The organism is Agromyces molybdatiresistens, from assembly GCF_052748445.2.
In genome coordinates, this window is record NZ_CM188258.1 from 1,315,837 (window position 1) to 1,328,845 (window position 13,009).

At 69.9% G+C, this 13,009-nt stretch carries 11 protein-coding genes; 6 read left to right on the forward strand and 5 right to left on the reverse strand.

What is annotated here, in order from left to right:
* Positions 1-8: 8 nt before the first annotated feature.
* The 5 genes from ACULK2_RS05990 to sdhC all read right to left on the reverse strand — a co-directional run bounded on the left by ACULK2_RS05990 (position 9) and on the right by sdhC (position 5,057).
* Entirely contained in the window at positions 9-1,379 is a 1,371-nt protein-coding gene (locus ACULK2_RS05990; protein WP_445969436.1) for a YihY/virulence factor BrkB family protein, read from the reverse strand.
* 207 nt (positions 1,380-1,586) lie between these two features.
* Positions 1,587-2,345 carry a succinate dehydrogenase iron-sulfur subunit gene (locus tag ACULK2_RS05995; RefSeq protein WP_445969435.1) on the reverse strand — a complete coding sequence of 253 codons (759 nt, stop codon included), beginning with the start codon at positions 2,343-2,345 and terminating at the stop codon, positions 1,587-1,589.
* A gap of 1 nt (position 2,346) precedes the next feature.
* Positions 2,347-4,170, reverse strand: coding sequence for a succinate dehydrogenase flavoprotein subunit (sdhA, locus tag ACULK2_RS06000; protein WP_445969434.1), 1,824 nt, complete (start codon positions 4,168-4,170; stop codon positions 2,347-2,349).
* A gap of 7 nt (positions 4,171-4,177) precedes the next feature.
* The gene (locus ACULK2_RS06005) at positions 4,178-4,624 is read right to left on the reverse strand and encodes a succinate dehydrogenase hydrophobic membrane anchor subunit (protein ID WP_445969433.1); all 447 of its coding nucleotides are present in this window, start codon (positions 4,622-4,624) and stop codon (positions 4,178-4,180) included.
* A 10-nt stretch (positions 4,625-4,634) separates the two neighbouring features.
* The gene (gene sdhC, locus ACULK2_RS06010) at positions 4,635-5,057 is read right to left on the reverse strand and encodes a succinate dehydrogenase, cytochrome b556 subunit (protein ID WP_445969432.1); all 423 of its coding nucleotides are present in this window, start codon (positions 5,055-5,057) and stop codon (positions 4,635-4,637) included.
* Positions 5,058-5,215: 158 nt separating this feature from the next.
* On the opposite strand from sdhC, the gene ACULK2_RS06015 reads away from it, so the two are divergent.
* From ACULK2_RS06015 to ACULK2_RS06040, 6 genes are all read left to right on the forward strand, one after another.
* Entirely contained in the window at positions 5,216-6,334 is a 1,119-nt protein-coding gene (locus tag ACULK2_RS06015) for a mannose-1-phosphate guanylyltransferase (protein ID WP_445969431.1), read from the forward strand.
* 22 nt (positions 6,335-6,356) lie between these two features.
* On the forward strand, positions 6,357-7,415 hold the full coding sequence (locus ACULK2_RS06020) for a BMP family lipoprotein (RefSeq protein ID WP_445969430.1): 1,059 nt from the start codon (positions 6,357-6,359) through the stop codon (positions 7,413-7,415).
* A gap of 171 nt (positions 7,416-7,586) precedes the next feature.
* Entirely contained in the window at positions 7,587-8,684 is a 1,098-nt protein-coding gene (locus tag ACULK2_RS06025; RefSeq protein WP_445969429.1) for a BMP family lipoprotein, read from the forward strand.
* A gap of 164 nt (positions 8,685-8,848) precedes the next feature.
* Entirely contained in the window at positions 8,849-10,390 is a 1,542-nt protein-coding gene (locus ACULK2_RS06030; RefSeq protein ID WP_445969428.1) for an ABC transporter ATP-binding protein, read from the forward strand.
* A complete protein-coding gene (locus ACULK2_RS06035; protein WP_445969427.1) occupies positions 10,387-11,691 on the forward strand; it encodes an ABC transporter permease in 1,305 nt (434 codons plus the stop codon). Before ACULK2_RS06030 ends, ACULK2_RS06035 begins: the two co-directional genes overlap by 4 nt.
* Entirely contained in the window at positions 11,688-13,001 is a 1,314-nt protein-coding gene (locus tag ACULK2_RS06040) for an ABC transporter permease (RefSeq protein ID WP_445969426.1), read from the forward strand. The genes ACULK2_RS06035 and ACULK2_RS06040 overlap by 4 nt, the downstream gene beginning before the upstream one ends.
* Positions 13,002-13,009: the final 8 nt, after the last annotated feature.

Consider the following 13,009-nt stretch of genomic DNA (forward strand, 5'->3'; position numbering starts at 1 on the left):
CTACGATCCTAGGCGAGGCCACCCCCACGGCCGTTCCCGTTCAGCCACCTGGGCTTGGCCGGCGGGGGCGGGGGCGGGGCGGACGCCTCGAGCTCGTCGAGGTCGCGCCTGGCCTTCGCCAGTCGACGGCCCGCGGGCACCCGCTCGTACCATCGGGCGGTCTCGGCCGCCGTCCGCGCCTCACGGACGCGCACGCGCGCGGCCGTGAGCAGCGCGTCGTACTCGCGTTGGCGTCGCTCCGCCTCGAGCTCCGCCGCAGTCACGCGGCGGAGCGACTCGTTCCGGTCCCACGCCTCGACCGCGATCCACGCGGCGGCGACCAGGATGATGATGCTCGCGATGCGGAACCACAGGAGCAGCGCGACGATCACCGTGAAGGTCGCGAGCAGCGGATTGCTGCCGGCCCACGACAGCACCCAGCCTCCGAGCAGCTGGAGCACGCTGAGGGCCGCCGAACCGAGCAGCGAACCGGTCCACATCCGGCGCCACGGCATCTCCGCCCCCGACAGGAAGCGGAACATGACCGCGAGTGCGAGCGTGTCGATGACGAACACGACGAGGATGGCGCCGAACTGGAGGCCGACCCGCACGACCGGCGACTCCACCGTGAGGTCCACCCCCAACAGGCCGAAGAGCCAGTCGAGGAAGCCCGTGGCGACGATCGACAGGACTGCGGCGATGAGGATGGCAAGGCCGAACATGAACGCCGCGGCGAAGTCGCGCGCCTTGAGGTAGAGGTAGGCGCGGTCGTCCTTGGGCAGCAGGAAGATGCTGCGCACCGCCATGCGGGCGTACGTCACCCAGCCGATGGCGGTCCAGATCAGGCCGCCGAGGGCGACGGCGCCCGTCCAGCCGAACAGGCTCGTGCTCGCCGTCGCCGCCTCCTGCAGGTCCTCGGTGCTGATCACGCCGTTCGGACCGACCAGGCCGGGGGCATAGGTGTTGATGAGCAGCAGGAGCGCGTTCAGCGTCTCCGTGTCCCCGAGCAGCCAGATGCCCGCGACGGCGAACACGATGTACACCGCCGCGAAGACCGCGAACAGCGACTGGTAGCTCATGCCCGCCGTGAGCAGGAAGCCGTTCCGCTGCAGGAAGTGGCGCCAGACGCGCACGGGGAAGAGGGCCATGACGCGCTGCGTCAGGCGTTCCATGCGCGTGATGGGCTCGTCGAAGCGCTCGAGGATCGGCGCGCTCGCCGCCTCGAACCGCTCGCGCACGCGCTCGGTCGGCGGCTTGCCGGTCGCCGGCTTCCCGGCGGGCGGTGCTCCGGGGGCCGGCTCCTCGTCGACCCGCAGCCCGGTCGGCGCTCTCCCGTCGCTCGGCTTCCCGTTCGGCCGCTTCCCGTTCGGCGGTTCCCCGCTCGCGGACGTCTCGGACATGGGCGCGGTGCCGGAGCCCGGCCCGGCCGGCGCAGCGCCGCCCGGCCGCGCGGAACCCCCGCCGCGTCCCCGTCCGCGATCGCTCACACGATCACCCTAGCGAGCGGATGCCGCCGAGGATCGGCGCGCACGCGGCATCCGCCCGGAACGACGGAGGGCCGGTGCTCGCGCACCGGCCCCTCCGTCTCGTCATGGTCCCCGATCGCGTCAGGGCGTGCCGCGGAGGATGGCCTGCTTGACCTCGGCGATCGCCTTGGTCACCTCGATGCCGCGGGGGCACGCGTCGGTGCAGTTGAAGGTCGTGCGGCAACGCCACACGCCCTCCTTGTCGTTCAGGATGTCGAGGCGCACCTTCGCCTCGTCGTCGCGCGAGTCGAAGATGAAGCGGTGCGCGTTCACGATCGCGGCCGGGCCGAAGTACTGCCCGTCGGTCCAGAACACCGGGCACGACGAGGTGCACGCGGCGCACAGGATGCACTTGGTCGTGTCGTCGAACCGGGCGCGCGACGCGACGTCCTGGATGCGCTCCTTGCCGGGCTCGGGAGCGGTGGACGCCTGGAGGAACGGCTGCACCTCGCGGTAGCTGGCGAAGAAGGGCTCCATGTCGACCACGAGGTCCTTCTCGAGCGGAAGGCCCTTGATCGCCTCGACGTAGATGGGCTTCGAGATGTCGAGGTCCTTGATGAGCGTCTTGCACGCCAGGCGGTTGCGGCCGTTGATGCGCATCGCATCGGACCCGCAGATGCCGTGCGCGCACGACCGGCGGAAGGTCAGCGAGCCGTCCTGCTCCCACTTGATCTTGTGCAGCGCGTCGAGCACGCGGTCGGTCGCGTACATCTCGACATCGAAGTCCTGCCAGCGCGGCTCGGTGTCGACGTCGGGGTCGAAGCGGCGGATCAGGAACGTGACGGTGAACGACTTCGTCGCGGCATCCGTCGACGTCGTCTCGAGCGTGGCGGTCGTCACGTCAGTACTTCCTCTCCATCGGCTGGTATCGGGTGATGGTCACCGGCTTCCAGTCGAGCCGGATGTGGTCGGACGCGACCGACGAGTGCGCGTCGCCCGACAGGTAGGCCATCGTGTGCTGCATGAACCTCTCGTCGTCGCGGTTCGGGAAGTCGTCGCGCATGTGGCCGCCCCGGCTCTCCTCGCGGTTGCGGGCGGAGGCCACGACGACCTCGGCGAGGTCGAGGAGGAAGCCGAGCTCGACGGCTTCGAGCAGGTCGGTGTTGAACCGCTTGCCCTTGTCCTGCACGGCGATGTTCCGGTATCGGTCGCGGAGGCCCGCGATGACCTCGGCGACGTGGTCGAGGGACTCGCTCGTGCGGAACACCTGCGCGCCCTTGTCCATCTCGTCCTGCAGTTCCTTGCGGATCGCGGCGATCCGCTCGGTGCCGTTCGAGTCGCGGAGGGTCTCGAGCATGCGGCGGATGTCGCCGGCCGGATCCTCGGGCAGCGGGGTGAAGTCGACGCCCGAGTTGACGTACTCGACCGCGTTGCGGCCGGCGCGCTTGCCGAAGACGTTGATGTCGAGCAGCGAGTTGGTGCCGAGGCGATTCGAGCCGTGCACCGACACGCAGGCGCACTCGCCCGCGGCGTAGAGGCCGGGGACGACCGTGGTGTTGTCGCTCAGCACCTCGGCCTTCACGTTGGTCGGGATTCCGCCCATCGCGTAGTGCGCGGTCGGCATCACGGGGACCGGCTCGTACACCGGGTCGACGCCGAGGTACGTGCGCGCGAACTCGGTGATGTCGGGGAGCTTGGTCTCCAGCACCTCGGCGCCGAGGTGGGTGCAGTCGAGCAGGACGTAGTCCTTGTCGGGGCCGGCGCCGCGGCCCTCCGCGACCTCCTGGACCATGCAGCGGGCGACGATGTCGCGGGGCGCGAGGTCCTTGATGGTGGGGGCGTAGCGCTCCATGAACCGCTCGCCCGAGGCGTTGCGGAGGATGGCACCCTCACCGCGGGCGCCCTCGGTGAGGAGGATGCCGAGGCCCGCGAGGCCGGTCGGGTGGAACTGGAAGAACTCCATGTCCTCCAGCGGCAGGCCCTTGCGCCAGATGATGCCGACGCCGTCACCGGTGAGGGTGTGCGCGTTCGAGGTCGTCTTGTAGATCTTGCCGAAGCCGCCGGTCGCGAAGACGACCGCCTTGGCCTGGAAGACGTGGAGCTCGCCCGTGGCGAGCTCGTACGCGACGATGCCCGACGGCTGCCGGCTGGTCGTGCCATCGCCGGCGTCGACCTCGGTCATGATCAGGTCGAGCGCGTAGAACTCGTTGTAGAACTCGATGCCGAGCTTGACGCAGTTCTGGAACAGCGTCTGCAGGATCATGTGGCCCGTGCGGTCGGCCGCGTAGCACGCTCGACGGACCGGCGCCTTGCCGTGGTCGCGGGTGTGGCCGCCGAACCGCCGCTGGTCGATCTTGCCCTCGGGCGTCCGGTTGAACGGCAGGCCCATGTTCTCGAGGTCGATGACCGCGTCGATGGCCTCCTTCGCGAGGATCTCGGCGGCGTCCTGGTCGACCAGGTAGTCGCCGCCCTTGATCGTGTCGAAGGTGTGCCACTCCCAGCTGTCCTCCTCGACGTTCGCGAGCGCGGCGGCCATGCCGCCCTGGGCCGCACCCGTGTGGGAGCGCGTCGGGTACAGCTTCGAGATGACCGCGGTCTTCGCGCCGGGTCCGGCCTCGATCGCCGCCCGCATGCCGGCGCCGCCGGCGCCGACGATCACGATGTCGTACTGGTGGTGGTGGACGCCGTCGACGACCGTCGTCTCGACGTGGTTCTCGCTGGTCACGTGTCTCCTATGCGGCGGGGCAGAACGAGGGGAGCAGCTCGGCGGGCGAGCCTGCGGGGCACGGGTCGAAGGTGAACACGACGAGGGTGCCGAGGACGAGCAGCACCACGGTCGAGACGAGCAGTGCGCCCTTCAGGATCCGCTGCACGCCCCCGGGGTTCGTGTAGTCGTTGACGATGGTCCGCATGCCGTTGGCGCCGTGGATGAGTGCGAGCCACAGCATCAGCACGTCCCACCACTGCCAGAACGGGTCGGCCCACTTGCCGCCCACGAAGCCGAAGTCGATGGCCTTGACGCCCTCGCCGACCATCAGGTTGACGAAGAGGTGCCCGAAGACCAGGACGATCAGCACCACGCCCGAGGCGCGCATGTAGATCCAGCCCCACTTCTCGAGGTTGACGCCGCGCTTGGGGGCGGGTCGAGCGGGGGTGCGCGGGGATTCGATGACGGTCATCTCTGCGCTCCTAGTGGCTGAAGACGTTCATGAGGTGCCGGGGCACGAAGGCGAGCATCGTCACGACCCAGAGGGCGATCACGACGTAGAAGAGGACCTTCTGGTTCCGGGTCGCCCACGACCAGAAGTCGACGAGGATGACGCGAAGGCCGTTGAACGCGTGGAACACGATCGCGCCGACGAGCGCGACCTCGCCGAGGCCCATGATCGGCGTCTGGTACGTGCCGATGACGGCGTTGTAGGCCTCGGGGCTCACGCGCACGAGCGCGGTGTCGAGGATGTGCACGAGGAGGAAGAAGAAGATCGCCACCCCGGTGATGCGGTGCAGCACCCACGACCACATGCCCTCTCGGCCGCGATAGAGCGTGCCGCCCGGCTTCTGCTTCGCCGGCTTCTCGGGTGCGATCGGGGTCCGTGTCGTCGTAGCTGACATGGACGTCCCTCCTGGCGGTGTGCGTCGCCCGTCTGCGGGCATGACGGGACCGATGGCCCGCGTCCGAGTCTAGTGCGCCCGCGGAGGTGCTCCGGTCGCCGTGGTGTCGAGGCTCCGGCCCTCGGCTGTCCCTCGCGGCCCGCGGCTATCCTGATCGGATGCGACAGGCTCCCCTCGACCGCTTCTACAGCGTCATCCCCGCCGGTGGTGTGGGATCCCGGCTCTGGCCGCTCTCGCGCGCCGACGCGCCGAAGTTCCTGCACGACCTCACCGGCTCGGGGCAGACGCTGCTCCGCGACACCTGGGACCGGCTCGTCCCGCTCTCCGGCGAGCAGCGCATCATGATCGTCACCGGGCGCGCGCATCGCGCGGCCGTCGAGGCCCAGCTGCCCGAGCTCTCCGACGAGAACGTCGTCCTCGAGAGCGAGCCGCGCGACTCGACCGCGGCCATCGGCCTGGCGGCCGCGATCCTCGAACGACGCGAGCCGGATGTGATCATCGGCTCGTTCGCGGCCGACCACGTCATCTCGGGGACGGCGCTCTTCCGCGACGCCGTCACGTCGGCGGTGGCCGCCGCGGACGCGGGCTACATCACGACCATCGGCATCACGCCGACCGAGCCCGCCGTGGGGTTCGGCTACATCGAGTGCGGCGACGCCCTCGACATCCCGGGCACGCGTGAGGTCACCGCCGTGTCGAGTTTCGTGGAGAAGCCCGATCTCGAGACGGCGCGCCGGTACCTCGAGGGCGGGCGCCACCTCTGGAACGCGGGCATGTTCATCGCCCGGGCCGACCGCCTGCTCGAGGAGCTGGCGCTGACGAAGCCCGACCTGCACGCGGGCCTCCTCGAGCTCGCCGAGGCATGGGACGACTCGGAGGCACGCGGTCCCGCCGTCGACCGCATCTGGCCGAGGCTCGAGAAGATCGCGATCGACTACTCGATCGCCGAACCCGCCGCCGAGCGCGGTCGGCTCGCCGTGGTCCGGGCCCACTTCCAGTGGGACGACGTCGGCGACTTCGCCTCGCTCGCGAAACTCAACACCGCGGGCCGCTCCGGCGAGCTGGCGATCCTCGGAGAGCACGCGCGTGTCCTCTCCGACGCCTCGAGCGGTATCGTCGTGAGCCGAGCCGACCGGGTGATCAGCCTGATCGGCGTGAAGGACATCGTGGTCGTCGACACGCCCGATGCGCTGCTCGTGACCACGAGCGAGCACGCGCAACGGGTGAAGGCCGTCGTGGACGCGCTGCGCCTCGGCGGATCGAGCGACGTGCTGTAGGCACGGAAGGGTGGTCGGGCGGATGTCGCTGCGACGGGTCGTCACGTTCGGTACCGCGCTCGCCGCGGCATCCCTGCTGCTCGCGGGCTGTGCGCCAGCGCCCGAGGGCGGGGACGACGCGGATGCCGCCGGGTGCGTCCGCATGGTCACCAACTCGGGAGGGCTCGAGGACCGCTCGTTCAACCAGTCGAGCTGGGAGGGCCTGCAGCGGGCCGAGGACGAGCTCGGCGTCGAGGCCGAGGCGCTCGTGTCGACGAGCGAGACCGACCTGGCGCCGAACGTGCGGCAGGCGGTCGATTCCGGATGCGGGCTCGTCGTGACCGTCGGCTGGGAGCTCGCCGAGTCGACCCTCGCCGAAGCCGAGGCGAATCCCGACGTCTCCTTCGCCATCGTCGACGAGACGGTCGACGCCGAGAACGTCAAGCCGGTCGTCTTCGACACCGCGCAGGCGTCCTTCCTCGCCGGCTACCTCGCCGCCGGCGTCTCCCGGACGGGCGTCGTCGCCACGTTCGGCGGCGGCAACCAGCCACCGGTGACGCTGTTCATGGACGGCTTCGTCGACGGCGTCGCGAGGTACAACGAGCTGCACGGCGCCGACGTGCGCGCGCTCGGCTGGAGCAAGGAGGAGCAGGACGGCTCCTTCACCGGCGACTTCGAGGACATCAACAAGGGGAAGGTCCTCGCCGAGGGCTTCATCGGCCAGGGAGCCGACGTCATCCTTCCGGTCGCCGGCCAGGTCGGCGAGGGGGCTGCGGCCGCGGCGGTCGAGGCCGGGGGCGTCTCGGTGATCTGGGTCGACAGCGACGGCTACGAGACCCTGCCGGCCGAGTTCCGTCCGGTCGTGCTCACGAGCGTCCTGAAGAACACGCAGCAGGCGATGGTCGACATCGTCGAGGCCGTGCAGGCCGGCTCGTTCACGAACGAGCCCTATGTGGGCACGCTCGAGAACGGCGGCGTCGAGATCGCCCCGTACCACGATCTCGAGTCGCTCGTGACGCCCGGTCTGCAGGGCGAGATCGACGGCCTGCGGCAGGCGATCATCGCCGGCGAGCTCGTCGTGGAGTCGCCCTCCGCACCCTGAGTGTCCCCTGCTCGGGGGAGCCCGGATCCTGCTCATATGAGCAGAATGTCGCGGCTTCATAACCTTTGCCCGGTCCGGGTCGGACGGCCCATGGCGCCGGTCGAAACATTGGGTAACGTGACCTCACGGTCCCCGAGACCGTTCGGGGTGCACTGTCTTTTGGAGGACACTGTGACGTTCACGTTCAAGAAGGCCGCTGTCGGCGGCCTCGCGACCATCGGCGCGGTCGCGCTCCTCGCAGGCTGCGCGTCGGCTCCCGAGGAGACCGAAGGCGACGGCGGCGAGGCGCTCGACTACCTGCCCTGCATGGTCTCCGACGCCGGTGGCTTCGACGACAAGTCGTTCAACCAGCTGGGCCGCGAGGGCCTCGAGCGCGCCTCCGAGGAGCTCGGCGTCGAGCCGACGCTCGTCGAGTCGGCGGCCGAGACCGACTACGCCTCGAACCTGCAGAGCCTCGTCGACCAGGGCTGCAACACGATCGTCACCGTCGGCTTCCTGCTCGCGCCGGCCGCCCTCGAGTCGGCGACCGCGAACCCCGACCTGGAGTACGTCTCGATCGACGACACCGTCGACCAGGACTTCGACGGCACGACCGACGCCGAGAACATCAAGCCGATCATCTTCGACACCGCGCAGGCGGCGTTCCTCGCCGGCTACCTCTCGGCCGGCATGAGCGAGACCGGCGCCGTCGGCACCTACGGCGGCATCAACATCCCGACCGTGTCGATCTTCATGGACGGCTTCGCCCAGGGCGTCGAGTACTACAACGAGGAGAACGGCGCCGACGTCCAGGTGCTCGGCTGGGACCGCGAGGCGCAGGACGGCTCGTTCACCGGCGGCTTCGAGGCCAACGACACCGCTCGTCAGGTCGCGCAGGGCCTCATCGACCAGAACATCGACGTGCTCCTGCCCGTCGGCGGCCCGATCTACCAGTCGGGTGCCGCGGCGATCCGCGACTCCGGCCGCGACATCATGCTGCTCGGCGTCGACGCCGACGTGTACGAGACCGACCCGTCGGTCGGCGACCTGCTCCTCACCTCGATCCGCAAGGGCATCGACGTGGGCGTCGAGGACGCGATCGTCGCCGCCGGCAACGGCGAGTTCGACGCGGAGCCGTTCATCGGCACGCTCGAGAACGAGGGCGTCGGCCTCGCGCCGTTCCACGACTTCGAGGACGCGGTTCCGGCCGACCTGTCGTCGAAGCTCGACGAGCTCCGGCAGATGATCATCGACGGCGACATCACCGTCGAGTCCTACCTGGCCGGCTGAGCCGACCGGATCACGGAGGGAGGCCGGTCGGGTACCGGCCTCCCTCCGGCATTCCCGGGCGCTGTTGAGCACGCCCTCCAACATCTGAGCAGCTCGCAACGCTCATCGGCGCACTTCGGCGCACGACCGCTGAGAATCCGGGCGCGATCATTAGGATCGGTGGCATGAAACTCGAACTCCGAGGAATCACGAAGAAGTTCGGTTCCCTGGTGGCGAACGACCACATCGACCTCACCGTCGAGGCGGGGGAGATCCACTGCCTCCTCGGAGAGAACGGGGCCGGCAAGTCGACGCTGATGAACGTCCTCTACGGGCTGTACCGGGCGGACGAGGGCGAGATCCTCCTCGACGACAAGCTGCAGCACTTCGAGGGCCCCGGCGACGCAATGCGCGCGGGCATCGGCATGGTCCACCAGCACTTCATGCTCATCCCGGTGTTCACCGTCGCGGAGAACGTGATGCTCGGTCACGAGGAGACCCGGACCGGCGGACTCATCGACCTCGCCGCCGCGCGGCGCAAGGTCCGCGAGATCAGCGAGCGCTTCGGCTTCGACGTCGATCCCGACGCGCTCGTCGACGACCTGCCGGTCGGCGTGCAGCAGCGGGTCGAGATCATCAAGGCCCTCTCGCGCGACGCGCGCGTGCTCGTGTTCGACGAGCCGACGGCCGTGCTCACGCCCCAGGAGACGGACGAGCTCATGGGCATCATGCGCCAGCTCAAGGAGTCCGGGGCGTCGATCGTGTTCATCACGCACAAGCTCCGCGAGGTCCGCGAGGTCGCCGACCGCATCACCGTCGTCCGGCTCGGCAAGGTCGTCGGCGAGGCGGAACCGACGGCGACCAACGCCGAACTCGCTTCGCTCATGGTCGGCCGCGCGGTCGAGCTGACGGTGCAGAAGGAGGAGCCGGACCTCGGCGAGGAGGCCCTGCAGGTCGAGAACCTCACGGTGATCGACCCGATCGGCCAGCTCGTCGTGAACGACGTGAGCTTCTCCGTGCGGCGCGGCGAGATCCTCGCCGTCGCGGGCGTCCAGGGCAACGGCCAGACCGAGCTCACCGAGGCGCTCGTCGGGCTCCAACCCCGGGTGCAGGGCTCCATCCGAGTCGACGGCCAGGACGTGACGCGCCACTCGGTACGGCGCATCCTCGAGGCCGGCGTCGGGTTCGTGCCCGAGGATCGGACCGAGGACGGCCTCGTCGGCGAGTTCTCGGTCGCGGAGAACCTGATGCTCGACCGCGCCGGCGGCGAGCCCTTCGTCAGGGCCGGGAACGTCCAGCGCGGCTTCCTGGCCGAGTTCGCCAGGGAGAAGGTCGCCGAGTTCGACGTCCGCACCCCCGGCATCGACACCAAGGCGGGTCGGCTCTCCGGCGGCAACCAGCAGAAGGTCGTGCTCGCCCGCGAGCTCAGCCGCGACCTGAACCTCCTCGTCGCCGCGCAGCCGACGCGCGGCGTCGACGTGGGGTCGATCGAGTTCATCCACAAGCGCATCGTCGAGACGCGCGACGCCGGGGTCCCCGTGGTCGTGGTGTCGACCGAGCTCGACGAGGTCACGGCCCTGGCCGACCGGATCATGGTCATGTACCGCGGCAGGGTCGTGGGGATCGTGCCCGGCGACACGCCCCGTGAGGTGCTCGGCCTGATGATGGCCGGCGAGAGCCCGGCGGCGCCAGGCGGCGCCCCCACCCCCGAAGGAGCCGCCGCATGAGCGACCGCAACGACCCCGACGTCGCGCTGGAGACGGGCGCGCAGGTCCCGCCCGACGAGCCCGTCATCGTGGAGGAGCCCGAGCCCGAGGAGCCATCGCGCTGGCGCCAGGCGTTCCGCGAGATCGTCACCGGCAACGCCATCATCTCGGTGCTCGCCGTCCTGCTCGCCCTCGCCGTCGGCGCGATCATGATCGCGTTCACCGACGAGCGCGTCCAGGCGGCATCCGGCTACTTCTTCGCCCGCCCGGGCGACACGTTCGCGGCGATCTGGGACTCGGTCGCCGGCGCCTACTCGGCGCTGTTCCAGGGTGCGGTCTACAACTTCCGCCGACCGGACTTCGCCTCGGGGATCCGGCCCCTGACCGAGACGCTGAACTTCGCCACGCCGCTCATCGCGGCCGGGCTCGGCGTCGGCCTCGCGTTCCGGGTCGGCATGTTCAACATCGGTGGTCGCGGCCAGATGCTGCTCGCGGCATCGGCCGCCGGATGGGTCGCGTTCTCGTTCGACCTGCCGTTCCCGATCCACATGATCGTGGCCACGATCGCGGGCGTCGTCGCCGGCGCGCTGTGGGCCGGCATCGCGGGCGCGCTGAAGGCGCGCACCGGCGCCCATGAGGTGATCGTGACGATCATGCTCAACTACGTCGCGCTGTACCTGGTCGCGTGGATGCTGCGCACGCCCGGGCTGCTCCAGGCGCCGGGCTCGAACAACCCGAAGACGCCGCCCATGAAGGACACGGCGATCTTCCCCGACCTCTTCGCGGGTTTCAACCTGCACTTCGGCTTCATCCTGTCGATCGCATGCGTGTTCCTCGTGTGGTGGATCCTCGACCGCTCGGCGCTCGGCTTCCGGTTCCGGGCCGTCGGGCTGAACCCGAAGGCCGCACGCGTCGCCGGCATCAACGTCAACGCGATGTACATCTACGCGATGCTCATCTCGGGTGCGCTCGTCGGCCTCGCCGGCGTCCACCAGGTGCTCGGCACGGTGACGACGGGCTTCTCCTCCGGCATCGACGCGGGCATCGGCTTCGACGCGATCACGGTCGCCCTGCTCGGCGGGTCGAACCCGTGGGGCATCCTCGCGGCGGGTGTCCTGTTCGGCGCCTTCAAGGCCGGCGGCTTCTCCATGCAGGCCGCCGAGGGCGTCCCGATCGACATCGTCCTCGTCGTGCAGTCGCTGATCGTGCTCTTCATCGCGGCCCCGCCGCTGGTGCGGGCCATCTTCCGCCTGCCGCAGCCCGGGTCGAAGCCCAAGAAGCGAACGCGCACCGCGCCCAAGGAGGAGGTGGCGGCGAAGTGACCGCTCCCAGCCAGCACCACGCCACCTCGACGCCCGCGGCGCGCGCGCTCGACAGCACGATCGTCGTCAGCTGGAAGGCGCCGATCGCGTTCGCCGTGATCACCGCGCTGCTCGCGCTGCTCTTCCTCACGACACGTCACACCGGCGATGCGACCTTCCGCATCTCGTCGGGCAACGACGCCATCCAGATCCCCGAGGTGACGCTGAGCGGTCCGGTCACGACGTGGACCTGCATCGCCCTGCTCACGGCGATCACCGTGGCCGCCGCCGCACTTGTGCGCGCCAAGCGGCCGGTGCCGCTGTGGGTGGTCGTGATCTTCGCGGTCATCGGCCTGATCGCCTTCCTCACGTGGGCCGCTGCCGGGGCTCGGACGCCGGTGATCCCGCTGCCCGGCCTGCTCGCCGGGGCGCTGAGCCTCTCCGTGCCGCTGATCTTCGGCGCACTGTGCGGCGTGATCAGCGAGCGCGTCGGCGTGATCAACATCGCCATCGAGGGGCAGTTGCTCGCGGGCGCCTTCACCTCCGCCATCGTGGCCTCGGTCATCGGCCAGCAGTGGCTCGGCCCGATCGTCGGCCTGGCCGCCGCGGCGGTCGCCGGCGTGCTGGTCGCGTTCGTGCTCGCGGCGTTCGCGATCAAGTACTTCGTCGAGCAGGTCATCGTCGGCGTGGTGCTCAACGTGCTCGTGATCGGCCTGACCAGCTTCCTGTTCTCCCAGGTGCTCGCCCCGAACGCCGCCCTGCTCAACTCGCCGCCGCGCCTGCAGCGCATCCCGATCCCGATCCTCTCGGAGATCCCGCTCATCGGGCCGATGTTCTTCCGGCAGACGCTCATCGTGTACGCGATGTACGTCATCGTCGTGCTCGTCTACGTCGGGCTCTTCCACACGCGCTGGGGACTGCGTCTCCGGTCGGTCGGCGAGCACCCGACCGCGGCCGACACCGTGGGCATCAACGTCGCCCGCACCCGGTTCTGGAACGTCTCGCTCGCCGGCGCCATCGCCGGATTCGGCGGCGCGTTCTTCACGCTCGGCGCGGTCGGCGCGTTCAACAAGGAGATGACGGCCGGTGCCGGCTTCATCGCCCTCGCGGCGGTCATCTTCGGCCAGTGGGATCCGGTTCGCGCGACCCTCGCGGCGCTGCTGTTCGGCTTCGCGTCGAACCTGCAGAACACGCTCTCCGTGATCGGCGCGCCCGTCCCGAGCGAGTTCATGCTCATGCTGCCGTACGTCGTCACGATCCTCGCCGTCGCCGGGTTCGTCGGCAAGGTGCGCGGTCCGGCCGCGGCCGGCAAGCCGTACATCAAGTCCTGACCGAGGAG